The 24,774-nt window shown below is 62.9% G+C and carries 29 protein-coding genes; 20 read left to right on the plus strand and 9 right to left on the minus strand.

From position 1 onward, the window contains the following. Nucleotides 1-6: 6 nt before the first annotated feature. A complete protein-coding gene (locus AABB87_RS10610) occupies nt 7-1,134 on the minus strand; it encodes a CoxG family protein (protein ID WP_341971204.1) in 1,128 nt (375 codons plus the stop codon). A 3-nt stretch (nt 1,135-1,137) separates the two neighbouring features. Beyond that, on the minus strand, nt 1,138-1,734 hold the full coding sequence (locus tag AABB87_RS10615) for a 3-hydroxyanthranilate 3,4-dioxygenase (protein WP_341971205.1): 597 nt from the start codon (nt 1,732-1,734) through the stop codon (nt 1,138-1,140). A gap of 53 nt (nt 1,735-1,787) precedes the next feature. Between AABB87_RS10615 and AABB87_RS10620 the strand changes: the two genes are divergently transcribed. Beyond that, entirely contained in the window at nt 1,788-2,828 is a 1,041-nt protein-coding gene (locus AABB87_RS10620) for a LysR family transcriptional regulator (protein WP_341971206.1), read from the plus strand. On the opposite strand, the gene AABB87_RS10625 is transcribed toward AABB87_RS10620, so the two are convergent. The 5 genes from AABB87_RS10625 to AABB87_RS10645 are packed head-to-tail and all read right to left on the minus strand — an operon-like array spanning nt 2,797 to nt 8,034. Beyond that, nucleotides 2,797-3,615, minus strand: coding sequence for an aspartate dehydrogenase (locus AABB87_RS10625; RefSeq protein WP_341971207.1), 819 nt, complete (start codon nt 3,613-3,615; stop codon nt 2,797-2,799). The genes AABB87_RS10620 and AABB87_RS10625 overlap by 32 nt on opposite strands. Then, a complete protein-coding gene (locus tag AABB87_RS10630) occupies nt 3,605-4,423 on the minus strand; it encodes an FAD binding domain-containing protein (protein WP_341971208.1) in 819 nt (272 codons plus the stop codon). Before AABB87_RS10630 ends, AABB87_RS10625 begins: the two co-directional genes overlap by 11 nt. Beyond that, nucleotides 4,410-4,877, minus strand: coding sequence for a (2Fe-2S)-binding protein (locus AABB87_RS10635; RefSeq protein ID WP_341971209.1), 468 nt, complete (start codon nt 4,875-4,877; stop codon nt 4,410-4,412). The genes AABB87_RS10630 and AABB87_RS10635 overlap by 14 nt, the downstream gene beginning before the upstream one ends. A gap of 5 nt (nt 4,878-4,882) precedes the next feature. After that, nucleotides 4,883-5,842, minus strand: a complete 960-nt coding sequence (locus AABB87_RS10640) for a dihydrodipicolinate synthase family protein (RefSeq protein WP_341971210.1) — start codon at nt 5,840-5,842, stop codon at nt 4,883-4,885. A 32-nt stretch (nt 5,843-5,874) separates the two neighbouring features. Further along, entirely contained in the window at nt 5,875-8,034 is a 2,160-nt protein-coding gene (locus tag AABB87_RS10645) for a xanthine dehydrogenase family protein molybdopterin-binding subunit (protein WP_341971211.1), read from the minus strand. 234 nt (nt 8,035-8,268) lie between these two features. On the opposite strand from AABB87_RS10645, the gene AABB87_RS10650 reads away from it, so the two are divergent. Then, the gene (locus AABB87_RS10650) at nt 8,269-9,627 is read left to right on the plus strand and encodes an esterase-like activity of phytase family protein (protein WP_341971212.1); all 1,359 of its coding nucleotides are present in this window, start codon (nt 8,269-8,271) and stop codon (nt 9,625-9,627) included. 249 nt (nt 9,628-9,876) lie between these two features. After that, a complete protein-coding gene (locus tag AABB87_RS10655; protein ID WP_341971213.1) occupies nt 9,877-11,010 on the plus strand; it encodes a porin in 1,134 nt (377 codons plus the stop codon). 55 nt (nt 11,011-11,065) lie between these two features. Here the strand turns inward: AABB87_RS10655 and AABB87_RS10660 are convergent, their stop codons facing one another. Continuing rightward, complete coding sequence (locus AABB87_RS10660) at nt 11,066-11,923, minus strand: GntR family transcriptional regulator (RefSeq protein WP_341971214.1); 858 nt, start codon at nt 11,921-11,923, stop codon at nt 11,066-11,068. Between the two features lie 177 nt (nt 11,924-12,100). On the opposite strand from AABB87_RS10660, the gene AABB87_RS10665 reads away from it, so the two are divergent. The 16 genes from AABB87_RS10665 to AABB87_RS10740 all read left to right on the plus strand — a co-directional run bounded on the left by AABB87_RS10665 (nt 12,101) and on the right by AABB87_RS10740 (nt 22,664). Continuing rightward, nucleotides 12,101-12,574 carry a VOC family protein gene (locus tag AABB87_RS10665; RefSeq protein ID WP_058721442.1) on the plus strand — a complete coding sequence of 158 codons (474 nt, stop codon included), beginning with the start codon at nt 12,101-12,103 and terminating at the stop codon, nt 12,572-12,574. 527 nt (nt 12,575-13,101) lie between these two features. Further along, nucleotides 13,102-13,461: a DUF1801 domain-containing protein gene (locus tag AABB87_RS10670; protein ID WP_341971215.1), complete on the plus strand. Its 360-nt coding sequence runs from the start codon at nt 13,102-13,104 to the stop codon at nt 13,459-13,461. 262 nt (nt 13,462-13,723) lie between these two features. Beyond that, the gene (locus AABB87_RS10675; protein WP_341971216.1) at nt 13,724-14,347 is read left to right on the plus strand and encodes a sterol desaturase family protein; all 624 of its coding nucleotides are present in this window, start codon (nt 13,724-13,726) and stop codon (nt 14,345-14,347) included. Nucleotides 14,348-14,470: 123 nt separating this feature from the next. Then, nucleotides 14,471-15,226, plus strand: a complete 756-nt coding sequence (locus tag AABB87_RS10680; protein ID WP_341971217.1) for an N-acetyltransferase — start codon at nt 14,471-14,473, stop codon at nt 15,224-15,226. Nucleotides 15,227-15,330: 104 nt separating this feature from the next. After that, nucleotides 15,331-15,732: a hypothetical protein gene (locus tag AABB87_RS10685; RefSeq protein WP_341971218.1), complete on the plus strand. Its 402-nt coding sequence runs from the start codon at nt 15,331-15,333 to the stop codon at nt 15,730-15,732. A gap of 505 nt (nt 15,733-16,237) precedes the next feature. Then, nucleotides 16,238-16,657, plus strand: a complete 420-nt coding sequence (locus tag AABB87_RS10690; RefSeq protein ID WP_341971219.1) for a DUF3052 domain-containing protein — start codon at nt 16,238-16,240, stop codon at nt 16,655-16,657. Between the two features lie 92 nt (nt 16,658-16,749). After that, nucleotides 16,750-17,172, plus strand: coding sequence for an SRPBCC family protein (locus tag AABB87_RS10695; RefSeq protein ID WP_341971220.1), 423 nt, complete (start codon nt 16,750-16,752; stop codon nt 17,170-17,172). Nucleotides 17,173-17,391: 219 nt separating this feature from the next. Beyond that, nucleotides 17,392-18,291 (plus strand): CPBP family intramembrane glutamic endopeptidase, encoded by a 900-nt coding sequence (locus AABB87_RS10700; RefSeq protein ID WP_341971272.1) that lies wholly within the window; start codon nt 17,392-17,394, stop codon nt 18,289-18,291. 50 nt (nt 18,292-18,341) lie between these two features. Beyond that, nucleotides 18,342-18,896: an Lcl C-terminal domain-containing protein gene (locus AABB87_RS10705; RefSeq protein ID WP_341971221.1), complete on the plus strand. Its 555-nt coding sequence runs from the start codon at nt 18,342-18,344 to the stop codon at nt 18,894-18,896. A 12-nt stretch (nt 18,897-18,908) separates the two neighbouring features. Further along, nucleotides 18,909-19,334, plus strand: coding sequence for a hypothetical protein (locus tag AABB87_RS10710; RefSeq protein ID WP_341971222.1), 426 nt, complete (start codon nt 18,909-18,911; stop codon nt 19,332-19,334). Nucleotides 19,335-19,371: 37 nt separating this feature from the next. Further along, the gene (locus AABB87_RS10715; protein WP_341971223.1) at nt 19,372-20,010 is read left to right on the plus strand and encodes a GyrI-like domain-containing protein; all 639 of its coding nucleotides are present in this window, start codon (nt 19,372-19,374) and stop codon (nt 20,008-20,010) included. 79 nt (nt 20,011-20,089) lie between these two features. Next, nucleotides 20,090-20,536 carry an SRPBCC family protein gene (locus tag AABB87_RS10720; protein WP_341971224.1) on the plus strand — a complete coding sequence of 149 codons (447 nt, stop codon included), beginning with the start codon at nt 20,090-20,092 and terminating at the stop codon, nt 20,534-20,536. A 75-nt stretch (nt 20,537-20,611) separates the two neighbouring features. Then, nucleotides 20,612-21,202 carry a nucleotidyltransferase family protein gene (locus AABB87_RS10725; protein ID WP_341971225.1) on the plus strand — a complete coding sequence of 197 codons (591 nt, stop codon included), beginning with the start codon at nt 20,612-20,614 and terminating at the stop codon, nt 21,200-21,202. A gap of 182 nt (nt 21,203-21,384) precedes the next feature. Further along, the gene (locus AABB87_RS10730; RefSeq protein WP_341971226.1) at nt 21,385-21,801 is read left to right on the plus strand and encodes a hypothetical protein; all 417 of its coding nucleotides are present in this window, start codon (nt 21,385-21,387) and stop codon (nt 21,799-21,801) included. Nucleotides 21,802-21,843: 42 nt separating this feature from the next. Next, nucleotides 21,844-22,236: a VOC family protein gene (locus AABB87_RS10735; RefSeq protein ID WP_341971227.1), complete on the plus strand. Its 393-nt coding sequence runs from the start codon at nt 21,844-21,846 to the stop codon at nt 22,234-22,236. Nucleotides 22,237-22,289: 53 nt separating this feature from the next. Beyond that, a complete protein-coding gene (locus AABB87_RS10740) occupies nt 22,290-22,664 on the plus strand; it encodes a cupin domain-containing protein (RefSeq protein ID WP_341971228.1) in 375 nt (124 codons plus the stop codon). Nucleotides 22,665-22,723: 59 nt separating this feature from the next. Here the strand turns inward: AABB87_RS10740 and AABB87_RS10745 are convergent, their stop codons facing one another. Further along, nucleotides 22,724-23,692, minus strand: coding sequence for a 2-hydroxyacid dehydrogenase (locus AABB87_RS10745; RefSeq protein WP_341971229.1), 969 nt, complete (start codon nt 23,690-23,692; stop codon nt 22,724-22,726). Between the two features lie 141 nt (nt 23,693-23,833). Here AABB87_RS10745 and AABB87_RS10750 point away from each other — a divergent pair, with 141 nt between their 5' ends. Next, a complete protein-coding gene (locus tag AABB87_RS10750) occupies nt 23,834-24,772 on the plus strand; it encodes a fumarylacetoacetate hydrolase family protein (RefSeq protein ID WP_341971230.1) in 939 nt (312 codons plus the stop codon). The last annotated feature ends 2 nt before the right edge of the window (nt 24,773-24,774 follow it).

The following is a 24,774-nucleotide window of genomic DNA, read 5'->3' on the forward strand; positions in this document are numbered from 1 at the left end:
AGGCGCTCAGGCGGCGAGCAAGCTCTTCCCGCTCAAGACCTCCAGCACCTTGGTCTGCTCCTTCAGCTGCTCGCTGACGGCGACCAGCTCGCGGCGCATGGTGCCGATCTCATCGTCACCCAGCTTTTTGACCAGCCCGGCCAGCTGCTCCAGCACCTCGGCCTGGCGGTCACCCGCCGAGCGAATGGCGCCGGCGATTTGCGCGAAGGCCGGCTCCAGATCATTGACCGAGCTGTCACCCGTGCTGGCCACCGCCTCCACCCGCCCTTGCAGCTGATCAAGCCGCGCCAGCAACTCGTAGCGGATGGTGTTGAAGGCGGCCTCGAAGCGCTGCTGGCTGTCCTGGCTGCGGGCGATCTCGGCTGCAATGCTTTTGGCCGCGTTGTCGTTGGCTGTGCGGCACTCTTGCAGCAGTGATTGCAGCTGCGCCGAGGCATCGACCAGGCCTTGCATTTGCGACCAGCTGCCGGCCGGGCCAAAGCCTAAGCAATGGCGCAGCCACAGCGAGAGGCGTGCCGTCCAGGGCAGCGGCGCGGCGGCCGCGGCCACCATAGGCGCGAGCGCTGCCACGCCGGCGGCCGGTTCTGCCGCCGCCGCTGATGCAGGCACGGCCGATTCGGCGGGCTGAACCTGCTGCGCTTGCTGACGCAGCTGCAACTCCGCCTCAAAGCGGGCAAAGAAGTCGCCAATGATTTTGTTGGCGGCGGCATCCACCACGCGCGAACCGATCTGCGCGAGCTTGCCGCCAATCTGCACCTCGGCGCAGTAGTCGAGCATGCAGCGGTTCCCGTCCAGCGGCGTGAGCTTGACCTCGGCGCGGCCTTTGCCGAAACCGGCCACGCCGCCCTGTCCTTCGAAGCGCATGGCGTAAGACTGCGGCGCCTGCACATCTTCCATGGTCAGCTGACCCTTGAAGCGTGCCCGCACCGGGCCAACGGCGGCCATCACCACCACTTGCAGCTGTTCGGTCTGGACTAGGCCTGCACCCTCGCCATTGCCCTCACCTTCGCTGACGCTCACGCGTTGCAGCGATTCGCAGCCCGGGATGCAGGCCTGCAGCATGGCGTCGTCGTTCAGCGCCGCCCAGGCTAGCGCCTGCGAGCAAGGCAGCTCGCGTTGATTCTCGATGCGCATGCCTCAGGCCTCCTGCGGCGCCACAGGCACGGCCGCATGGCCATGTTTGGCGGCCAGCACGGCATGCCAGCTGCGCCAGTTTCGGCCCGGGTGGACCTCGCCGCAGCTGCCGCAGGTGCGTTCGGCCTCGGAGCTGGCGTAATACTTCTGATACAGCGGCGGCAGGTCACCCACGATGCTTTGCAGCTGCACCTCGTGTCGCTGGATCAGGCCGCCGCAATGGGCGCAGTACCACTGGAAAGCGTCTTGCACACCTTCGGCGCGCTGGCGTTCAATCACCGTGCACAAGCTGCCCGGCTCGGGGCGCTGGGGTGAGTGCTGCACATGGGCGGGCAGCAGGAAGATATCGCCCTCGCGCAGGTCCACCCGCTCGAACTGGCCGCGGTCCCACAAGATCAGATGCGCATTGCCCTTGAGCTGGTGGAAGAACTCCTCATGCGGATCATCATGAAAGTCGGTGCGGTGATTGGGACCACCGACCACCGTGCAGATGAAGTCGGCGTTCTGCCAGATCTGCTGATTGCCCACCGGCGGCTTGAGCTCGGCGGCGTGATCGGCAATCCACTGGGCAAAGTTGAGGGGGCGTCCGTAACTCAGCATGATGTTGTTCCTTCGCAAGGGCTGGGATTGTGGTTGATAAGATGCGCCCGCCCATGACCAAGAATTCGAGCGCACCGAAAGAAGATTTGTTGCCGTTGCCTGTGCCCTTGCCACTCGCGCGCAAGCCGCATACCCGGCCCGTCAATGTGTCTTTGAAACAGCTGCGAGGCTTTGCCGCCGTGGCGCTTGAGGGCAGCTTCACCCGCGCCGCGCAGCAGCTGTTTTTGAGCCAGTCGGCCCTGTCCTCGCTGATTCGCGGGCTGGAGTCCGAGCTGGGCCTGCGCCTGCTGGACCGCACGACCCGCCGACTTGAGCTGACCGAGGCCGGCCGCGAACTGGTGCCGGCGGTGGAGCGCTTGCTGGCCGACCTGGACCGCGTGGCCGGCGACCTGCGCGATGTGGCCGAACGCAAACGCGGCCATGTGCGCCTGGGCACCACACCGCTGCTGGCCACCAGCCTGATGCCGGAGCTGCTGCGCAGCTTTGTCGAGGCTTACCCCGAGATCGAGCTGAGCCTCTTCGACGCCAGCGCCGATCAGCTGCTGGCCAAGCTGCGCAAGGGTGAGCTGGACCTGGCGCTGGCGACCTTTGACGTTAGCGAACCCGATATCAGCGCCGAGCCCCTGCTGCACGACGCCATGGTGGCCATCTGCACCGCCAACCATGCGCTGGCGCAGGCCAAGGCCTTGCGCTGGGAAGATCTGCTCGACCAGCCCCTGCTGCTGCTGCGCGAAGGCAGCGGCCTGCGCGCCCTGGTGGAGCGCCACTTCGAACCCCTGGGCGGCTGCCCCAAGCCGGCGCTGGAGGTGACGCATATCGCCACCGCCATGGCCATGGCCGCTGCGGGCCTGGGCGTGGCCATCCTGCCGTCCTACGCGCTCAAGGTTTCGGCCCTGGCCAATCTGGTGGGCGTGCCGCTGACCGAGCCGGCCGTGGTGCGCGAGGTCTCGCTGGCGCATCTGCAGCAGCGCTCGCTCTCGCCCGCCGCACTCGGCATGGCCGAGCATCTGCGCCAACATCTGGCCGTGGCTCAGGCAAGGCATCGCGCAAAGTCCCCTGCTACTAAACGCTCAACACGGCGCGTCGCGCCATGATGCTGCGCAGCACGCTGTAGGGCGTGACCAGGGAGGTTTTGGGGTTGTCTGGCGAAGCGGCATTGCGCAGCGTCAGATGCAAATCACCCACGGCGCCTTGCGCCTCGATCTCATGCACATTGCCCTTGATTGTGGGGTCGGCCACCAACTCCACCGAGGTTTCGTCCAGCCCCAAGGTGCACAGGGCCAGGGTGGCGGCCACATTGGCGTTCTTGGGGTAGGTGCGCGCGGCGTCACGCGCCGTGCCACGGAAGAAGACCACCGGCTCGGTGATGCTGGCCAGATCCAGCAATTGCTCAGCCGGCGTATCGCGCCAGGCCAGCGGCGGCTTGCGCGAGCGCAGGCAGACGTGGCTCAAGCCCGCCAGCTTGGCGGCTTGCAAATAGTCCAAACCGGCCAAGGCGCCCGAGGGCAGCAGCAGTTGGCGGCCGGAGTCGCGTGCGGCCTGCTCCAAGCCTTCCAGCAAGTCAGCGTCAGACAGCACGCCCACCGAGACCAGCAACAAATCATGCCCAGCGCGCAGCACGGCCGGGCCGTAGGCCTTGACGGCCCCGTGGCCGGCAGCCTCCACCACCAGGTCGGGCTGCAGGGCCAGCAGCGCGTCCAGCTGAGTCAGCACCGGCACGCCCAGGCCCTCGCCTTCGCTGGCGTGTTGGCATAGCGCGCCCACCAGCTGCACACCTTCGGCACTGCGCGCAATCAGCTCACGCGCGATGACGCGGCCAATTGCGCCCAGGCCGATCAAGGCCACCCGCAGGGGCTGGCCATCCATGTGCTTAGTCGTCATGTTTCATCTCCAATGCTTGTTGCACCACGCGGGCGGCGAGCACGCCGGCCAGATGGGCGCGATAGTCGGCCTCGCCATGCACGTCGCTGGACATCAGCGCCTCGTCCACGCTGAGGCCGCGCAGGGCTTGCGGGCTGAACTCACAGTTCAGCGCCTGCTCGAATTCGGGGAGGCGCAGCACGCCGTTGGCGCTGCCGGTCAGGGCCACGCGCACCGAGCCGTCATCCCACTGCGCCACGGCCACACCCACCAGAGCGAAACGCGAGGCGGCCTGCTCAAACTTGGCGTAAGCAAAGCGGCGCGGCCGGCGCAGCTGCACCCGGCACAGCAGCTCATCGGGCTCCAGCGCGGTGCCGAAGAAGCCGGTGAAAAAGTCGTCCGCAGCGATTTCCCGTCGGTCCGTCGCCAGCGTGGCGTTCAGCGCCAGCATACCGGCGGGCCAGCAGGCGGCGGGGTCGGCATTGGCCAAGGAACCACCCAAGGTGCCCTGGCTGCGCACTTGTTCGTCCGCGATGTGGCTGGCCAAATAGGCCAGGCCGGGGGCGAACTGCTTCAACACCTCATGGCGTGCCAGGCTGGCGTGGCTTTGCATGGCGCCCAGCACCAGCTCACCACGGGCCGGCGCGCTGCAGCCGCGCAGCGCGGCCACATCTTGCAAGTCGATCAGACGTTCGGTCGACATCAGGCCCAGCTTCATCGCGCCGAGCAGGCTTTGCCCACCGGCCAGCAGCTTGCTGTCAACGCCGTCACGCAGCCAGGCTTGCACCTGCTCGACGGAGGCCGCGCGGCAGTATTCAAAGTCCTGCATCGCCGCCCTCCAACCATTCGCATATCGCCGCGACGATGCCTTCGTAGCCGGTGCAGCGGCAGATATTGCCGGCCAGGGCGCGGCGCACCGCGTCCGGCTCGGGCGGCACGCCCTCGGCCTTCATGGCGCTGGCGCGCATCAACATGCCCGGCGTGCAAAAGCCGCATTGCAAAGCATGGTGACGCGAGAAGGCCAATTGCAGCGCGTGCCATTCACCCGGAGAGGCCATGCCTTCGATGGTTTGCACCTCGGCGCCTTCGGCTTGAACGGCCAGCACATTGCAGCTCTTCACTGCGCGGCCATTGAGCAAGACCGTGCACGCCCCGCATTGCGCGGTGTCGCAACCCTGATGGGTGCCGGTCAGGCCCAAGGGCCCGCGCAGCGCCTCCATCAACAAGGTGGCATTGCGCAGCGGCTGGATCAGGCAGGTCTGCCCGTTGACACGCAGCTCCATGATGCTCAGCCCAGCTTCAGGCCGCTCAGGGCGAACTGTTCGCGGATCAGGGCCTTCTCGGCCTCGGTCAGCTGCAGCAAGGGGCGGCGCACCTGGCCACCGGCCTGGCCCAGCAACTCCAGCCAGTACTTGCTGTGCGCCTGCGGCTTGCCCTTGGGCTTGCTGGCCTTGAAGGCTTGGCGGGCGGGCTCTAGGCTGTCGCGCACCACGCGGGCCTCGGCGAACTTGCCCTCAAACGCCAGGCGGGTGTAGTCGTTGATGCGCTGATCCACCGCGGTTTGCAGCAGCAGCGGAGGCGTGGAGCACAGATACAGGCGCCAGCCCAGCTCTTCGATATTGTCCAGCCACTCTTCTTCGGAGGCGGTGCTGACCTGAATCTTGTCGCCGACCAAACGGCTCAACTCGACGTACATCTCGCGCGGCACGCTGTACTTGATGGCGACGATATTGGGCAGCTCGGCGATGCGGGCGCACAGCTCGGGGCTCATCAAGTAGCCGCAGTCCGGGTGGTTCCACATGGCGATGCCGATGTCGAGCTGTTCGCTGATGTAGCGGTAGTACTCGTAAATCGTCTCGTCCGTGTCGGCGCCGAAATGCAGCACCGGGCTGTGCACCACGATCCAGTCGGCGCCGCAGTCTTGCGCGTGGCGGCCGAGTTCCAGCACCGTGTCCAGATTGGTGTCTGAGCAAGACATCACCGTGCGCGAACCATGCGCCTTGGCCACTTCCGCGGCCAGCGTGAAGCTGCGCTTGCGCTCGTCCAGCGACATCGAGAAAAACTCACCCTGCTTGCCGCTGACGAACAGGCCGCCCAGCTTGAGCGTGCCGGTCCAGTGCGCCACATTGGCGCGGAATGCGGCTTCGTCCATCGAGCCATCGGCCTTGAACGGGGTCAGCATGGCGGCCCAAACGCCGGTGAAATGGGCCTTGGCGTAGGCCTTGGCGTCTTGTTTGCTGTAGTCCATCTTGGTTTCCTTCAACTTGTCATTCAGTGAAATCAGACCGCGCCGACCTGGCGCATGGCACGCCACAAATTGGCGGCACTCAGGGGAAAGTCGAGTTGCTGCACGCCCAGTGGGCGCAGGGCGTCGTGTGCGGCGTTCAAAAGCGCGGCGGGCAGGCCGATGCAACCGGCCTCGCCCACGCCCTTGGCGCCAAGTTCATTGGCAGCGCTGCGCGTAGGCAGGCTTTCCAGCGTGACCGTGGGCATGTCTTCGGCGCGCGGCAAGGCGTAGTCCATCAGCGAGCCGGTCAGCAACTGGCCGTTGTCGTCATAGACCAAGCGCTCCATCAGCGCCTGGCCCAGGCCTTGGGCCAGGCCGCCAATCAGCTGGCCATGCACCATCTCAGGCGAGACCAACACGCCGGCGTCGTCCACCCAGACCAGCTCGGTGAGCTTGCTGATGCCGGTGGCGCGCTCGATCTTCATTTCCACCATCACGCAGCCGGAAGCCCAGGCTTCTTCGGCGGTTTGGTGGAAGAGCTCCACCGTGCAGGGCAAGGCCGCACCATCTTGCAAGCGCTGCTGCAAAGCCTGCGCGGCCTTGAGTACGGCCGAGCCACCGATGGCGGTGCTGCGGCTGGCCAGGGCACCGATGCCGGGCGGGCAAAGCGCCGTGTCGCCATGGCGCACTTCAATGTGATGCGTAGGGCAGCCTAGGGCTTGCGCGAGGATGAGGGCGTAGGCGGTTTCGCGCCCCTGGCCTTGGGCGGTGGCGCCGGTGGCCAGCAGATAGCGGCCATCGGCCAAGGCCGTCAGGCGGGCGCTTTCGCCGCCTTGGCCGCAGGGCTCCACGTAGAGGCCGATGCCGATGCCGGTGAGGAACTCATCATCCGGCTTGCTGCGGCTCGCCTGCTGCGCGGCGCGCCGGGCCTCGTAATCGAACAAGCAAGCGGCGCGTTGCAAGAGTGCGGGCAGATCGCAACGGTCCAGCCACACCTCGCTGGCCAGGCGGCGCGGCAACTCAGCGGCCGACCAGACATTGGCCAGGCGCAGGGCCAGTGGGTCGATGCCACGCTCATGCGCGGCGGCGTCCACCAGGCGTTCCATCAAGATGCAAGCCTCGGGGCGACCGGCACCGCGGTAGATGCCCACGGCGGCGGCATGGCTCAGGCGACCTTCGCCCTGCACCTGCCAGTTGTCCATGCGGTAAGGGCCGGGCAGGATGCGGCAGGTATTGCGCAGCGGCGCGGCGGCACTGAAAGGCAGCCAGTGGCCCAGGGCGAATTGCAGCTGGGCGTCCAGGGCCTGCATCTGGCCTTGTGGGTCGACCCACAGGCGGCCCTGCAGGCGCGAGGCGCGGCCATGGGTGCCGGCCAGCAAATCCTCGCCGCGCGAGGCCAGCCAGCGCAGCGGGCGCTGCACGCGGCGCGCCGCCAAGGCCAGCATCAAATCTTCGGCAAAGACCGAGGCCTTGCCGCCGAAGGCGCCGCCCACATCGGTGGCGATCACCTGCACCTGCTCCGGGCTCAAGCCCAGCGCAAGGGCAATGTCTTCCCGCGCCCGGCTGGGCGTTTGGGTGGACAAATGAGCTTTGAGGCTTTGCTGCGCCTCGTTCCACTGCATCAGCGCCGCGCGTGGCTCCAGCGGCGAAGCGGCCACGCGGGGCAACTCGACGGCGGCCTCGGCCGTGCAGGCGCCCGGCGGCAGCGCGCCCACTTTGACTTCGCTGTGCAGGGCGCGGTTGCCTGGCACGGCGGCGTACAGCGCGTCGGCGCCGGTGGCGAAGTCCGCCGTGGGGCTCAGGTCTTGATAGTCAATCCACACCAGCTCGGCGGCCGCCTGCGCTTCGTGCAGGGTTTCGGCCAACACCAAGGCCACCGGCGCACCCACGGCCAATACGCGGTCGGTGGGCACCAATTCGGCCTGGGGCAAATGCATCCCGGGCAGCAAGCCATTCACCCGCGGCTGCTGGAGCCCGGCGAAGTCTGCCGGCCCCAGCACGGCCAGCACGCCGGGCTGAGCCTGTGCATCCAGCAGCTGAACCTCGCTGATGCGGGCATGGGCGTAGGGGCTGCGCACAAACACGGCATGCGCCAGGCCCGGCACCGCCTGGTTCGCGACAAAGCCGCCTTGACCGCGCAGCAGCCGGGCGTCTTCGCTGCGCAGCAGATCGGGCTGCTGCCGGCCTGAGAGTGAGTGTGAATTGCTTGCCATGGGGGCCATTGGACCCAGGACTTCAATTCGATGCAAACGCATTATTCGAATGAATTATGCGACTTACTCAATGAATTGATCACTCGCCGCAGAGAGTGCCAACATCAAGCTGCAAGGCATAGGCCATGCGCCATGCGGCGCATGCACCCTGCCCTGCTCGTCACTCGCAGGTCACCTTGCCGCCGAACAATGGCGCCCAAACGCAGACGGTTCTGCGCACAAGGAATGCTTCAAATGAAAACGACGCGATTGACGTTGCGCACCCTGGCCGCTGCGGCCGCCCTGTCTTGTGGCTTGACAGCCTTGCCGGCCATGGCCGACACCAACAGCCTGATCGGCTGGGCCATGATGCCCGCCAACACCTTTGCCGATGGCCCGACCACCGGCCAGTTCGCCTCCGGCGCCGGTGGCAACCCGCTGCCCCTGATCAACAAGCAATCGGTGCAAGGCTTCTCCGCCGTGTTGAATGGCCCGGTGGCCGGCACTTATCTGTACATGCCCGATAACGGCTTTGGCACCCAAGGCAACTCGGCCGATGCTTTGCTGCGCATGTACGCCCTGCGGCCCGACTTCAAGACGGTGAACGGCGGCAGCGGCAGCATCTCGGCTGTGGACTACAACAGCGGCGCCCAGCTCGCCGGCTTCACCAAGCCCAGCCAGATCACCCTGGCCGACCCGGACCGCAAGCTCGGCTTCAAGATCCAGGCCGACTACAGCAACTACTACAACAAGGCCACCAACCCAGCAGTGGACGCCAGCATCCGCGCTGGCCGCTTGCTGACCGGCGCTGACTTCGACATCGAAGCCGTGCGCAAGGACAAGAACGGCAATCTGTGGTTCGGCGAAGAGTTCGGCCCCTTCCTGGTGAAGACCGATGCCAGCGGCAAGGTCTTGCGCAGCGAAGTCGGCATGGACGGCGTGAAGTCGCCGCAGAACCCCTACCTGAACGGCGGCACGCCCACGCTGGGCGGCTCACGCGGTTTCGAGGGCATGGCCATCAATCCGAACGGCGACAAGCTCTACACCTTGCTGGAAGGCAGCGTCACCGGCGACGCGCCGAACAGCCTGCGCATCAACGCCTTCAGCGTTGACCAAGAGGCATACACCGGCGAGCGCTGGAAGTACAAGCTCGACGCGGCCGGCACCAATATCGGCGACATGACCGCGCTGAACGATCACGAGTTCATCATCATCGAACGCAATAACGCCACAGCCACCGGCGGCGGCACACCGTTCAAGAAGATCTTCCGCATCGACCTGAACAAGGTGGACGCCGATGGCTATGTCAGCAAGTCCGAGGTGGTGGACCTGATGAATATCGCCGACCCGCATGATCTGAATGGCGACGGCAAGACCAGCTTCACCTTCCCCTACGTGACCATCGAAAGCGTGCTGGTGCTCGACGCCAACACCTTGCTGGTCGCCAATGACAACAATTACCCCGGCACCGGTGGCCGCGACGCCGGCTCTGACAAGACCGAGTTCCTGATGATCCACCTGGCCAACCCCGTGCCCGAACCGAGCACCTACGCCTTGCTGCTGGCCGGCCTGGGCGTTGTTGCCGCCACGGCGCGCCGTCGTCGCCAGGGCTAAAACTTCCCTGCGCTGTGAGTGAGCCGGCCTGAGCCGCCGGCCACCTCGCCCGCCCTTGCGCCCGAACAGGCAGCTGTTCGGGCGTTGTCGTTTCTGGCCCTCGCGCAGGCAGCCACAGTGCCGTGCCGCTGAGATTGGCCGCTGCGCCCAAGCCGGCAAATTCGCATCGGCGCCACACTCTCACAAATTTGGATGCACACAAAGTCACATGTATACATAGAATTTCTTATCAATACACAAGGAGAAGCCGTGCAAAGTCCCTCCACTCAAGGTGTCATCCAGCGGGCCGCCTGCTTTTCCGCATGCCTGGCCGCCCTGTGCAGCAGCCCCGCCATCGGCCAGACGACGGCCAATGCCGCCGGCACCAGTGCGCTGACGGTCTACGGCTTTCTGAAGGTCAACGTCGAGCAGGTCGGCGCCAGCGGCATGAGCGGGCCGCTGCGGCGCTTGTCCAATAACCAGTCGGTGCTGGGCTTTCGCGCCGTGGAGGCCTTGGGCGATGGCTTGCAAGCCTGGGCGCAGATTGAAAGCAATGTGAAAGTCGACACCGGTGATGGCCCCTGGGGTGGCCGCAACACCGGCATTGGCCTGCGCGGCTCGGCGGGCGAGATTTTGTTGGGCCAGTGGGAAACACCGCTGCGCTTTGTCTCGGTCTATGCCATCGACCCTTTCACCGCCAGCGTCTTTGCATCCAACAGCATTCTGGGCAATGGCTTTGCTACCGCCGCCAACGGCGTCTCGCCCGCCTCCTTCGACCGCCGCCAGCCCAATCTGATTCAATGGTCAAGCCCGGTGCTGCAAGGCGTGTCGGCACGCATTGCTTACGCCGTGCCGGAAGAAAAGACCGCCAGCACCTCGCCCGATCTGCTCTCAACGCTGCTGAGCTACCAGGCCGGCCCGCTCTACCTGGCCTGGGGCCATGAACGCCACCGCGACTATTTGCGCGCCGGCAGCCTGGACACAGCCGACCGCTTGGCCGCGGCCTACAGCTTCGGCCCCACGCGCTTGCGCGCCACCTGGGAACAGCTGCGCTACCAGCCCGGCCCAGGCACCCAGCTCAAACGCAATGCCTGGCAAGTGGCGGTGACGCACAACATCGGCAGCGGCCAGCTGCGCGCCAGTTGGGTGCAGGGCGAGGCCTCCACCGGCAATGCCAGCAAGGGCCTTGGCAGCATCGGCGCACCGGGCACCGACAGCGCCGCGCATCAGATCGCCCTGGGCTATGGCCACACGCTGTCGGCTCGCACCGAGCTGTGGGGTGGCTGGACGCGCCTGAGCAACGGCGCCAACAGCAGCTACAACCTGTCGGCCAACGGCATCCCCAACCTCAAGCCCGGCCAAGATCCCTATGCCTGGGGCCTAGGCATGACGCATAAGTTCTGAGCAAAGCACGCCGAGCCTGAACGGCGCCTGTTGAAGGCGCCGCTCAAGCCCAGGTTCAGGCCTGCGACTTGGCGCGGCCGGCTGGCTTGGCCGGGGCGCTAGCGGGCGCTTTGGCGACCTTCTTCACTGCGGCCTTGGCAGCGGGCTGGGGCTTGGCGGCTGGCGCGCGTGGTTTGGCGGCCGCTTTGGTCGCCGCTTTGGTCGTCGATTTCGTCGCCGCTTTAGTAGCCGGTGTGCTGGGCGCCTTCGCCGCAGGCGCCCCCTTGGCACCGGCTTGCTGCGTTTTCAATAGGTCCAGCACATTGATGCTCAAGCGCGCCGTGTGGTTGCGCATGGCCTCATAGGAGGCTTCGGCGTCCGAGGCCAGGATGGCTTTCAGAATCGCCTGATGCTCGTCATTGGACACCGGCAGGCGCCGCTCCACATGGGTCTGCGCGGCGCGGAAAGGCGCCAGCCGCTCGCGCAGATTGCTCAACATCGCGGCCAGGCTGCGGTTCTGCGCGCCGGCACAAATCAATTGATGGAACTGGTGGTTGAGCTGCAAATAGCCCGCCTCATCACCGCGCGCCACGCAGTCTTCGCTCTGCTGCTGCACCATTTGCAGCTGCTTTTTCTGCACCGCGCTCATGCGCTCGGCACTGATGCGGCAGCACAGCGCGTCCAGCTCGACCATGGCCTCCAGCATGTCGGACAAATCATCCAGCCCGATGCTGCGGACGATGCCGCCCTTGCGCGGCTGCAGGTCAATCAGCCCGCGCGCATGCAGCTCGCGCAAGGCCTCGCGGATCGGCGTGCGTGAGACCTGGAAGCGCTCGGCCAGCACCAGCTCCTCCAGTTTCAGGCCAGGCGCGAGTCGGCCACTGACGATGTCTTCGGTGAGGCTGCGGCAGATGGCGGATGAAGCATTACCCATGACTGGTCCAGACGGGGAGTAGTGGCGCGGTGGATTCTAGCGAAGGCGGCGGCGCTGCACGCCGCCTCAACACCTTTGCATACTTATTCTATTTCATGTATACATACGGCATTGCAGAAATTCATCTGCAAACATCGCCGCTTCCCTTAACCCCCTGCGCAAACTTTGGAGTTCCCCATGGCTGGCAAACTGCGTCATATCGCCATTTCCGTTCCTGATCCCTGGGCCGTGGCCCCCTTCTACGAACAATCCTTCGGCATGAAGAAGGTCGGCGAGACCGACTCTTCGCTCGCCCGCGGCGTCTACCTGAGCGATGGCGTGATCTGCCTGGCCTTGCTCAACTTCAAGAACGACGCCCACGCCGGCCCGCTCGGCCGCGAGCATGTGGGCCTGCACCACATCGGCTTCTGGGTCGACGACATTGCCGAATCCCGCAAGGACTGCGAAGCCGCCGGCGGCAAATACTTCCTCGGTGAAGTGCCGGTCAAGGGCAATAGCTTTTACGAGGTCAAGTACTTCGACCCCAACGGCGTGATGATCGACATGACCGACCGCGGCTGGGGCGGCGCCGCCAAAGACGTGGTCGGCGTCAGCAACGAGGCCCCGGCCTTGCGCCACCCCGACTTGAAGGCAAACCGCGAAGGGCTCTGAGGCGGGTAGGCAAACAAGCAGGCAGCGCAGCGAAACACAACACTGCTGCGCTGCTGCAGGTCAACGCACAGGACGCGCCACGGAAGTCAATCTCGCCAAGTTTCTTTCCGTCGAATGGGATGAGCTATATGCTTTTGGCCCGTACTCCATCCGAGAGAGTAACTGCCAGTCCTTGCAGTTGAGCTGGCTCTCGTGCCAGATGACGCTGCCCTCCTCGATCGACGAACATGAATACTTCCTGGTCTTCCGGCACAAGTCGAAGGTCGTCCACACCGAGCATCATTGGCGCAGGAACGGCGACTTCACAGGCAACCAGAGGCCTCAACCTGTCCTTCGCTCCAGCGCAACGTTCCGCATCAAACTTGTGTCCAACCGTGCCCCGCCCGGGCAAGAGTGGTTCCAGCTAGAGTATGTGCAAGACGAGCCTCGCCGCGCCGAGTGAGGCCTAACAACTGGTTCAACCGGACCCGCTACGGCCAGCGCCGTAAGCCCGGCCTGGGCCGGTTTCAAAAAGGACTTCATTCAAAATGGCCACAAAGTCTGTTCAGTCGCTGATCGAAGACATCCGACTTATCAGTGAGACAAATCACGAGATCGTTGAAGCCGTGCGCGCCTTGGTCAAGAAGACATTCAAGTCCACGTCCGAAGAGGTCAAGTACGGAGGAATCCTGTTCTCTTCAGGAGTGCAGTTCTGCGGTGTGTTCGCCTACAAGGAACATGTATCCGTCGAATTCGGAGCGGGCGCCAAGATCACTGATGAATTTGGTTTTCTTGAAGGGTCAGGCAAAGGTCGCCGTCACTTGAAGATCAGGTCCATTGCAGAAGTCAAGAACAAGAAACTTGCAGAGTACCTTTTGCTTGCGCACAAGGCAGCAAGTGAGGTCTAGCCAGTCGTTCGAATGGACCTCCGCCAGCCGGCCGCGCTACGCTGCCTGTATATTTTTTGCTCCGCGCGGCCTGTTGGCTCCGGTCCCTCAGCTTCAACCTTAGGCGTCGCAATTGCAGCCCGTGATACCTCCTCAGGTCATTGAACAGGCATTGCCGATGGCGCTGATATGCCTAGTCAGCGTCGGGTTCCTGGTCCTGGAGCGGTTACGCCCGGGTCGAACACTTCCACACGTTAGAGGCTGGTATCTCCGAGCCGTGTGCATGAATGTCATGCAGGTTGCCCTTATTGGAGCGGGCGGGATCGTTTGGAACCGCTACTTCCGAGAGCACGCCTTATTGCAACTCGGACACTGGTCGAACCCAGTCCTCGAAGGCTTCTTCTACTGGTTCGTTGGCACATTCATCTTCTACTGGTGGCATCGGCTCAGGCACGCCAAAGGCTTTTGGCTGATCTTTCATCAGATCCACCATAGCCCTAGCCGCATTGAGGTGCTCACCTCGTTCTACAAGCATCCGCTTGAGATAGCGGCCGACTCGATCATCGCGGGCTTCTTCATATATTGCGTCTTTGGTGGATCGGCGCTTGCAGGCGCATGGACATCCTTCTTCGGAGCGGCCGGTGAATACTTTTACCACTCCAACATCCGCACGCCACAGTGGCTGGGCTGGTTCATCCAGAGGCCGGAGCACCATTCAGTTCATCACCAAGTTGGAGTACACAACTACAACTTTGGCGATCTGACCATCTGGGACAGAATGTTCGGCACCTTCAAAGAAGCGCCAGAGTTTGCAGATCGATGCGGATTCCCTGGCTCATCCGAAACGCGACTGGCCGCGATGCTGGCGTTCAAGGACGTCTATGACTACCGCGCCCGCGATACCTAACCGGTCGCTGGAGCGGACCTCCGCCATCTGGCCGCGCTACGCTCGGCAGCTGATCTTCGCTCCGCGAGGCCAGCTGGTTCTGTACCCTCAGCTTCAGCGTTATGCATCACGGAAGGCAGCCAAGTGACCTACATCACCTTGACACCTAACAGCATCCTGTCTGAACACATCTGCTGCGCCTTCTCCGACAAAAAGTGCACGGAGGGCTACGAGCTCAAGAAGCAATGGTTGGCACGTGAGTTTGAGAACGGCTACGTCTTCCGTCGCTTGGATGAACGCGCGAAAGTCTTCATCGAATACGGCCCTGCCGAGAGTGCTTGGGTTCCCGTTTCCGCCCCCGGGTACACGATGCTCGGCTGCTTCTGGGTGTCTGGCCAGTACAAGGGGCAGGGGCACGGAAAGGCGCTGTTGCAAGAGGCGATCCTCGATGCAAAGAAGAACAAGAAGCTGGGCCTCATTGCTGTAGCGGGAACGAAGAAGTTCCACTTCATGAGCGATACCAAATGGCTGCTCGGGCAGGGGTTCGAGGTCGTCGACACAACGCCCGCAGGGTTTAGCCTGCTATCGCTCTCTTTCGCGAACCCCAAGCACCTGCCTCAATTCAATGAATCTGCCCGCAGCGGTCAATGCCCTCATAAACAAGGACTGGTGGCTTACTACTCGACCCGTTGCCCCTATTCGGAATACCACGTGAACACCTCGCTACCCGAAACGGCAAAGAAGCGAGGATTACCGCTGAAGATAGTCAAGCTGGAAACTTTAGAGCAGGCTCAGTCTTCCCCTACGCCCGCAACAATTTTCAGTCTCTTCATCGACGGAAAATTCGTGACCACCGACCTTAGCGTGTGCATGGACAGTAGGTTCGACAAGATTGTTTGAAGCAATCGATGCATAACCATTCGATCAAGCCGCCGCACTCCGGCCTTCGGCTTCCGTGCGCGGTTAACCTCAAACGGTAAGCCCCTGGGGCCAGAGGAAAAGCAATGATTCGTTTTTTACTTCTACTTTCCGGATTGGCTGTTTCGGGCGCCTCGCACGCAGTCGACTCGTGTGCAGTTCAAGCCACTCGCCTGATGTCGCAGGGTAAGCTCTCCGAGCTTTCGTCTATGTTTACAGCGCCAGGTGAGGATGTCGCTCGTGGCCTCGTGCAGTTGGCAAGTTATGTCGGTCCTATCGAGGCGGTGTTGCCGCTTTCCCGTCAAACTGATGGCACCTACATTCGGAAATCCGTTGCAGTTGCTTCGCTTCCTTCAAATCACAAGTTTGACGGTAGTTGGGCGGTCGCAACTACTGGAAGTGGGGAACGCTATGAGTTCCAAGCCTCCTCCGAGCTCGGTTCATCCTGCAGGCTGTTTGCATTGCACGTTAGCAAGCTCTCCAAGTGAATAGTTTTCTTCAGGCGGAGAATTGGCATAAGCCATCGCTCAACTGGACCCGCAACGGCATGCCACCTTCGGGCCGGTTAACTCGAACCTTAGCCATCGCAGATGCAAGTCCTATTTCGCAAGAATGCCAGCCGTCTTTGCAATACTCGATCCAAATGAAGCCGATCCATCTGCGACCGATCCTCTGTCTAGCTGTGGCGGCCCTTGCCGGATGCCAAGCAGCTCCACCTGTGAGTCCTGTGGGGTATGACCTTGTCTATCCGTTCTACGCTTCGAGAGAGGATGCTCGGGCGGTTGCGGCAGGTCAATTCGGCGCAGTGCCGGTAGCGATGCCGGTTGAATCCGACATTGAGTTAGTGGGGTCTGTCTCGTGCAAGTCGGATATCGCGGAGGTGCGGTCACGCGCTGGGCGGACAGGCTGGATTCCAATTGATGCTCTCCCGCGCAGACTTCAGGGCCTGTCCGCTTGCGCCACAGAGACGGCGCAGCCTCAACGTTAGTCCGGATGAAAACGTCAGGCACCGCCGGGTACTCTGGAACGCCGCTCTTCAAGAAGCTCGGCATCAAAGAGGCACATCGCGTACTGCCTCTTGACGTTCCGACTGAGTACGAAAGCCTGCTGGCCCCACTCCCACCGGGCGTGGTGTTTGTTGCCCAAGCCGATTCAACGGTCGATATCGCTCACGCCTTTGTGACCCAAAGAGAAGACCTTGCAAAGATGCTGAGCCACTTGCGCAAGAAGCTGAAACCCGATGCAGCGCTATGGATCTCTTGGCCGAAGAAGTCAGCCAAGGTTCCAACCACGATCACAGAGGACACCATCCGCGAGTTGGCCTTGCCGCTTGGGTTCGTCGATATCAAGGTCTGTGCCGTCACGGAGGTTTGGTCAGGGCTGAAGTTGGTGCTTCGTAAGGAGCTTCGCTGAGAATGCGGCCCAAGCCTGCGCTTGAGTAGGCCGCCGCCCGCTCAGCTTCAACGCTGTTCGCCCACCTCCCCCTTCGCCGCTCACAAATGCCAATGCAAGTCGAACATCGCATCACCGTGGCCGCTTCACCTGAAACGATCTTTCATATCTATCAGGACGTGCAGAACTGGCACACCTGGGATCCGGACACGAAGCAAGCCAGTCTGGAGGGCCCATTCGCGGTGGGCAGCAGGGGTCGACTGACGCCGACGAAGGGCAACACGGTACCGATGCTGCTGACACAGGTGGTGCCAGGTCGCTGTTTCACAGTTGAGTCAAAGATTCCGCTGTTTCGTATGCTCTTCGAACACGAGTTGATTCAACTGCCAGACGCCACTGATGTGGTCCACAGAGTCACGTTCTCCGGGCTGCTGTCTGTCGTGCTGGGGCCCATGCTTTCACGGCAATTGAACACTGGGCTTCCAGTCACACTTGCTCGGCTCAAGGCCTTGGCAGAAGAGCGACACGCGGTCTAAGCCTTCTCTGAAGCGGTACGCCAACAGCCCGGCACCACGCCAGGAGCCTTCGGGACGCAGTGCATTTATACCGACCAAGGACATTCTTCAGACTGCCGCCGCTCACTAAGCTCGCGGCCTTAGATCGCATCATTCATCGTCAAGGCTGCTCACCCAAAAGCTCGTTAAGCTCCGCCTACAGTCCACGATGCTTGCAACCCAGCCCTGACGGTGAACGCAATGACGACAACACCCGCGAACCCGCAGCCAAACCTAGCTCTGCGCATCCTCCGCTCACCGCCAGCGCGCGTCCTGTTGCTCGGGTTCATCTTGGTGTTGTTCATGACGCTCAACACCGATGTGATGACCAGCTACGCAGGAGAGCCAGTCAAAGCGGTTCGACACATCATCGCCTTGGCCATTGCCGGCTTCGCCGTGTATGTGGGCTACGGCTACTTCATTGAGAAGCGCACCCTAACGGAACTCGGCTTGCCGGGCATGGGGCGGCAATTTGGCATCGGCCTGCTCATCGGTGCCGGCTTGTACGCGGCCTGCGAAATGATCCTGATGGCTTTAGGCATCTACCGCATCGTGGGCTTGAATCCCTGGAGCTATATGGTTCCGGCGATTGCCATGGCACTCAGTTCGAGCGTCTACGAGGAGCTGTTGTTCCGGGGTGTGCTGTTCGGCGCGGTCGAACAATGGTTTGGTAGTTGGGCGGCCCTTGTGGTGTCTTCACTCATCTTCGGCCTGACCCACTTGATCAACCCGCAGGGCACGATTGAGGGCGCGCTATTCATCGCCGTCGAGGCCGGAACCTTGCTGGCGACGGCCTATATGCTGACGCGCCGGCTGTGGGTGAGCATCGGCTTTCATATGGCGTGGAACTACACGCAGTCGGCCATCTTCTCGGGCATCGTCTCCGGCAACGACGCACAACAGGGTCTGATCAGATCCACCGTGAACGGCCCCAACTGGCTGACCGGCGGCAACTTCGGCCTTGAGTCCTCGGTGCTTGCGCTGCTGCTGTGCACCTCGACCGGCATCGTGATGTTGGTCATGGCGGTCAAGCGCGGCAAGATCGTGCCCCCTATTTGGAAACGCCCGGATCGGCCTATTGCCACTCGCAATGCGGCTTAAGGCCGCCGCACTCGGCTCAATTTCAAGCTTCGCCCTCACAGGAGACTTCATTGCTTCGTTCCTTCACTCTCGTGCTTGCCTGCGCCGCATTGAGCGGCTTGCCCGCCCTGGCCTCCCAGCAATGCGAAGGCCCGCCCAAGCGAGATGCCGCTGATTTCTCGGCCATCGGCGACGGTTCACAGGTCGTCGACAAACGCACCCAGCTGATCTGGATGCGCTGCATCGAGGATCAAAGCTGGAACGGTTCGACCTGCGTTGCCAATGATCCAGACGCGGTCAACCCGGGCCCGAGACTGAGCTATCAGCAAGCGAAGACGCTCGCCAAGAGCAAGTCCACCAGCGAGGAACGCTGGCGAATTCCCACGCGGAAAGAGCTGCTCTCGCTGCGGGAGCCGAATTGCTACAACCCCTCGCTCAACTTGGCGGTGTTTCCAAGCAAACCCGCGTGGAGCTCCGACGGTGCGTTCTGGACCTCCACCCCGGAAGCCAAGGGCGTCTCGCTCGTATCTGCCATTGGCACCAGTGACGCGTGGGCCACCACGGACGACGAGAACACAAACCATGTTCGACTCGTTCGCACGGCAGCAAGTTCAAGCAAGAAATAGAAGCGCGGCGCGATGGCCCACGCAGTCCTCATCAGCCTCGCTCTGCTCGCACTTTCTGTGCTCTTGGTGGGGCTGCTGTCAGCCGCCCGGCAACTCGCTTTTGTCTGGCGCGCGAAACGCGTTCCGGGCCGCGTCGTCAGCGAATGGCGCTACCGCCGTTACGGCCGTTCAATGCGCTACTACCGCATTGAGTTCACGCTTGCGACAGGCCAGCTCGTGGATCTGCGCAGCGCTGTTGCCATTGCTTCAAGCTCCCCGCCGGCGCTAGAACAAGTTGTGCCAGTGCTTTTAGTCGAGCAAGCGGGACAAGGTCCGAAGGCGAAGATTGGCACTTGGCCTGAGCTGTGGCTTTCTTCATGCCTCTTGCTTGCGCTGGGCAGCATCGGGCTCTTGTCGGTGACGTTCGCGGCTGGGTTTTTCGTCATCATGCCGGCATAAGATCACGCCGCCACTCATTAGTTGGACAACCGGCGCCATGGTGAAAATCGATCTGAAGAAGAGCCCGGAGCTCAAGCAGCTTTACCAAGCATCGGCCAAGGCCATCGTTGAGCTTGATGTCCCTGCGTTCAACTACCTCATGGTCGACGGTCAGGGCGACCCGAATGCTTCGCCAGGCTATGCGCAAGCGGTGGAGGCTCTGTTCACCGTGTCCTACACCGCGAAGTTCATGCTCAAGAAGGGGCCACAAGCCATTGACTATGCGGTCATGCCACTTGAAGGGCTTTGGTGGGCCGATGACATGGCGGCGTTCAGCACAAACGATCGAGCCCGCTGGGAGTGGACCATGATGATCATGCAGCCCGAGTTCGTCACCAAGGACGTGCTTGCAGAGGCCATGGAACAAGTGCGCCAGAAGAAAGCCCTGCCGGCCATCGAGCGCCTGCGAGTTGCCCGCTTCACCGAAGGCGTTTGCGCGCAATTGCTGCACATCGGCCCCTTCACGGAGGAAGGCCCCAGCATCGAACGGCTGCATGCCTACATCGATGAACGTTCGGGCCGAAGTGGCAAACACCATGAGATCTACCTGAGCGATATTCGTCGCGCAGACCCGAAGAATTGGAAAACAATCATTCGGCAGCCGATGCTACAAAGTGGGCCAAAGCGCCCTGTGTAGCGGGCATAACATCAGCCTGATGCTCAGCCATAGAGCGCACAGAAACAACGAGCCACACTAAGCACCAAGGAGTTTTCAGATGTCCGAGCAAACCGTGCGCCTTCACCGGGTACTGCGCGCCAAGCCCGAGAAGGTCTACCGCGCCTTCCTCGAAGCCGGCGCCATGGCCAAATGGCTGCCGCCTTACGGCTTCACCTGCACGGTGCACCACATGGATGCGCGCGTGGGCGGCACATTCCGGATGTCCTTCCAGAATTTCTCAAACGGCAGCGGGCACGCCTTTGGCGGCGAGTATTTGGAACTGGTGCCGCACGAACGGATCCGGTACACCGACAAATTTGACGACCCGAACATGCCTGGCGTCATGGAGGTGCTGGTCACGCTCAAGCCCGTGATGTGCGGCACCGAACTGAGCATCGCGCAGAGTGGCATCCCGGCCATGATCCCGCTGGAGATGTGCTACCTCGGCTGGCAGGAGTCTTTGGCGCAGCTGGCAAGCCTGGTGGAGCCTGAGATTCCGGGCTGAGCACTGCAGGGCCTTGCCGGCATGGCGGGCAGGCAGGCAGACCGTCCACTCAGCATTCCTTTGTCTTCGCTTCGCATGCCCGCAACAACGCCGCCATCACAACACCATCAGACCCTGCTGCGCATCGTCGCCCAATCCAATTGGCTGATGCCCGCCTTGATGGCGGCGCGCGGACTCGGGCTTGAATCCTGGTGCATCGGTGCGGGGGCGATCAGAAATTTGGTCTGGGATGACTTGCATGGCTACCAAAATCCCTCGGCCCTCGCCGATATCGACTTAGCCTTCTTCGACCCAGAGGCCGCCCCTGGCCTGGACCAAGAACTGCAAGGCCAGCTACAGCTGGAGCTTGCGCCGGGCCTGCCCTGGGAGGTGACCAACCAAGCCTTCGTCCACACCTGGTTCGAGGCCTATTTTGGCCATGCCGTCGAGCCGCTGAATTCGCTGGAAGACGCGATCGCGACGTGGCCAGAGTTCGCCACATCAGTCGGCGTCAGCCTGGACGCTGATGACCAAATTCAAATCATCGCGCCGCACGGCCTGGATGATTTGTTCGCGATGCGCGTGCAACGCAATCCCAGGCGCGTGAGCCTGGAGACCTATCGCGCCAGGGTGCAGGAAAAGCGCTACAAGGAGCGCTGGCCGCGAGTCACTGTCCTAGCATTGTGAGGATGCAGGCTCATCATGCATTCAAGCGGCTTGCCAATGCCTTGGCACTCACCCAAGTGGACCGCGACTTTGGGCTGCCGATACTATCGGGTGTCTGTGATGGCTAGGACGCGTCGCGTCGCTAGCCCCGCGCTCATCGCGGCGCGGTCACGCTCGGCCTGCCATGCCCCTCAGGAGTCGCCATGAAGCTGCACCGGAACTACATCGTCGCGTCGATCATTCTGATCATGATCGTGGGGTCCCTGGCCTTGGTGCGTTATCTCGGCAACCCCGCGCCGCTGGCATTTTGCACGCCAGCGGCGGGCGTGATCACATTCTTTGCGCTGCTCACCGACAGGCGCAGTGGATTGGCCGGCGCGGCCGGGGATTACAACGAGCGCCTGCGCCAGGCCATCGCCGCTGCCGTGATTGTTCAGTACCTCGTGCTGGTCGGCCTGGTGGCCTTTTTTATCAACAGCGTCGAGAAGCTGCCGCCGATCACCGAGACCATGCTCAGCAGTTTCACCACCGTGACCAGCGTGGTGGTGGCCTTTTATTTCGGCGCCTCGGCCTTTGTTGATTCAAAAGCCAAGGCGAAAGCTGATGCAGACAAGCCTTGAGGCCCTCGTGCTCAGCCACCCTCTCTTTCAGACCATACCCTCATGAACACACGCCCGAAACCCAGTGCCGTCGTCTTCGCCAAAGATGTTGAAGCCATGACGCGCTTCTACCGCGAAGTGGTGGCGATGAGGGAAGTGCACCGCGACGCCGCCCATGTGGTGCTGGACGAAGCGGGCTTTCAGCTCGTCATTCACGGCATCCCCCAATCCATTGCCGAGAGCTTCACGATCAGCCAGCCGCCTGAGATCAGGGACCAAACCCCCATCAAGATCTGCCTGCCGGTCACCAGCCTTGCAGAAGCACGCGCGAAGGCCGCGGCGCTCGGCGGCCAGCTGGGGCCAGCCGCGCAGGAATGGACGGCGCGGGGTTTCAGGGCCTGCGACGGCTTCGACCCCGAAGGCAATGTGTTCCAGCTGCGTGAACCTGCGGCCTAAATCCGCATTCAAACGGATTCCACTGATTCATCGATTACGCTCGCTAAGCCATCATGTCCAAGCCCCAAGTCCTCAAGCTCGACAACACCAGCGCCCCGGCCGATACGAAGGCTGAAGAGTATTACCTCGCGCCCGAGAAGCTGATTGCCGGCAACCCCAAGCAAACGGTGTGGCTGCAGTACACCGACCCGAGCCGGCAATTCATGGCCGGAATTTGGCGCAGCGAGCCGGGCAAATGGCGGGTCAGCTACACCGAGGAAGAGTACTGCCACATGCTCGAAGGCGTGAGCGTGATCAGCAGCGATGAGGGCCACAGCGTCACCGTCAAGGCGGGCGATAGCTTTGTGATGCCGCGCGGATTTGTGGGCAGCTGGGAGGTGATTGAGACCTCCTGCAAGCGCTTTGTGATTTATGAGGCCAGCGCTTGAATGAATTGGCCTGCGTGGCCTGCGTAGCCGGTATGACCGGCCCTGGCATTTGCCTTGCCCTAGCGGGTCATTTCCGGCACCGGCGTGGGCAAAGGCTGGCCCGCAAAGAAGGCGTCGAGATTAGCTGTTAGGCCAGCCATCTGCGCGCGCTGCGCGTCGGGTGAGCGGCCCGAGATGTGCGGGCTCAGCAGCACCTGATCCAGGGTGAGCAGGGCCTCGGGCACCTGCGGTTCGCCTTCCAGCACATCGAGTCCGGCACCGGCGATTTCGCCGGCACGCAAGGCCTCGATCAAATCCCCCGTGTGCAGCACACTCCCGCGCGCCACATTGACCACAAAGCCCTGGGGCCCGAGCGCGCGCAGCACAGTGCGATTGACCAGATGGCGCGTGGCGGCGCCGCCCGGGCAGGCCAGAACCAGGAAGTCGGACTCAGCGGCCAGGCTTTGCACATCAGCAAAGTGGCGGTACGGCAGTTCAGGCCGAGGTTGACGGCTGTGATAGCCGATCTGCATATCAAAGGCCGCTGCGCGGCGGGCGATTTGTTGGCCGATATTGCCGATGCCGACCAGGCCCAAGCGGCCACGGTTGAGCGTGGGCCGCTCAGCCCGGCTTTGCTCCCACAGGCCCGCCTTGACGGCCCGGTCCAGCGGCGCCAGGCCGCGCGCCAGGGCCAACATCAAGGCCAGGGCGTGGTCGGCCACGGTGGCGTTGTTGACGCCCGGCGCATGCGTCACGGCCAGGCCCAGGGCCTTGGCTGCGGCCAGATCAATGGACTCATAGCCTGCGCCAAAGGAGCACACCAGGCCCAAGCCCGGCAGCGCGCGCATCTGCGCCCCGCTCAAGCCGGTGCTGCCATTGGTCAGCACGGCAGGCGTGTGGCGCTGCGCCAATTCTTCCCAGCGCGCGCTGCTGAGGCCCTTGGGCTCATAGCTGAGTTCGTACTGCTCGGCCAGGCGCTGCACAAAGGCCGGCGGCAGCGGAATCAAGACCAGAAGATGAGGACGCAGAGGCGGGGTTGACGCGGTCATGGCTTGGCGCTCCGGGGTGAACAAACAGTGCATCCGAGGACTTACCCTGGATCACTTGTTATGTATACATGATGGTGATATTGTATGCACATAGCTTAGCAAACACCTCGCTGGCTGCAGTCAAATGACAAAGGAATCCCTGTGACCTGGTACGCCCTTGCTTCCTATGACAACGGCCACGGCCCACGCCCGGCCCTGGTGCTGAATGACCGGCTTTTTGATGCCACCGTGGTGGCCCAAGCCAGCGGCCTCAGTGAGGCGCCTGAACTCAAGCCTTTTCTGACTGGCACGCAAGCCGCCATTGCGGACTGGCCCCAAAGCGCCCCCGCCATTGCCGCGCTGGCCGCCAAGGCACTGAGCTTGGCCGCCAGCGGCGAGATCAAGCCCCTGGCGGAGCAGAGCTATCGCCTGTGCACCCCTTACCGGCCCGGCCGCATCTTCGGTGCCGCTTCCAATTACGCCGAGCACGCCAAAGAGATGGGCACCAAGCTGGCCCCGCGCAGCGAAAGCGCGCCCTATGTCTTCATGAAGGCCGATACCAGCGTGGTGGCCACTGAGGAAGATGTGGTCAAGCCCGCCAATACCGAGAAGCTGGACTGGGAGGTTGAGCTGGGCGTGGTGATCGGCAAGGAATGCCGTCATGTCAGCGTCGAGCAGGCCTATGAGGTCATCGCCGGCTACACCGTCTTCAACGACATCAGCGCCCGCGATTTGAACCGCCGCAGCGACTTCCCCTTCACCCACGACTGGTTCCGCGGCAAGAGCTTCGACACCTTCGGTCCCATGGGTCCCTGGCTGGTGCCGCGAGAATGCATCGCCGAGCCGCAGAAGCTGCGCATGCGGCTGACCGTGAACGAGGAGACCATGCAAGACGACAGCACCGAGGGGATGATTTTCAATATCGCAGAGCAGATCGCCTACCTCTCCTCGATGCTGACGCTCAAGCCCGGCGACTTGATCGCCACCGGCACCCCCACCGGCGTGGGCATGGCGCGCGGCCGCTTTCTGCAGGCCGGCGATGTGATGCAGGCCAGCATTGACCAGATCGGCAGCATCCGCAACCGGGTGGTAGCGGGCTGATC

The organism is Roseateles sp. PN1, assembly GCF_038419725.1.
Taxonomy (GTDB): Bacteria; Pseudomonadota; Gammaproteobacteria; order Burkholderiales; family Burkholderiaceae_C; genus Paucibacter_A.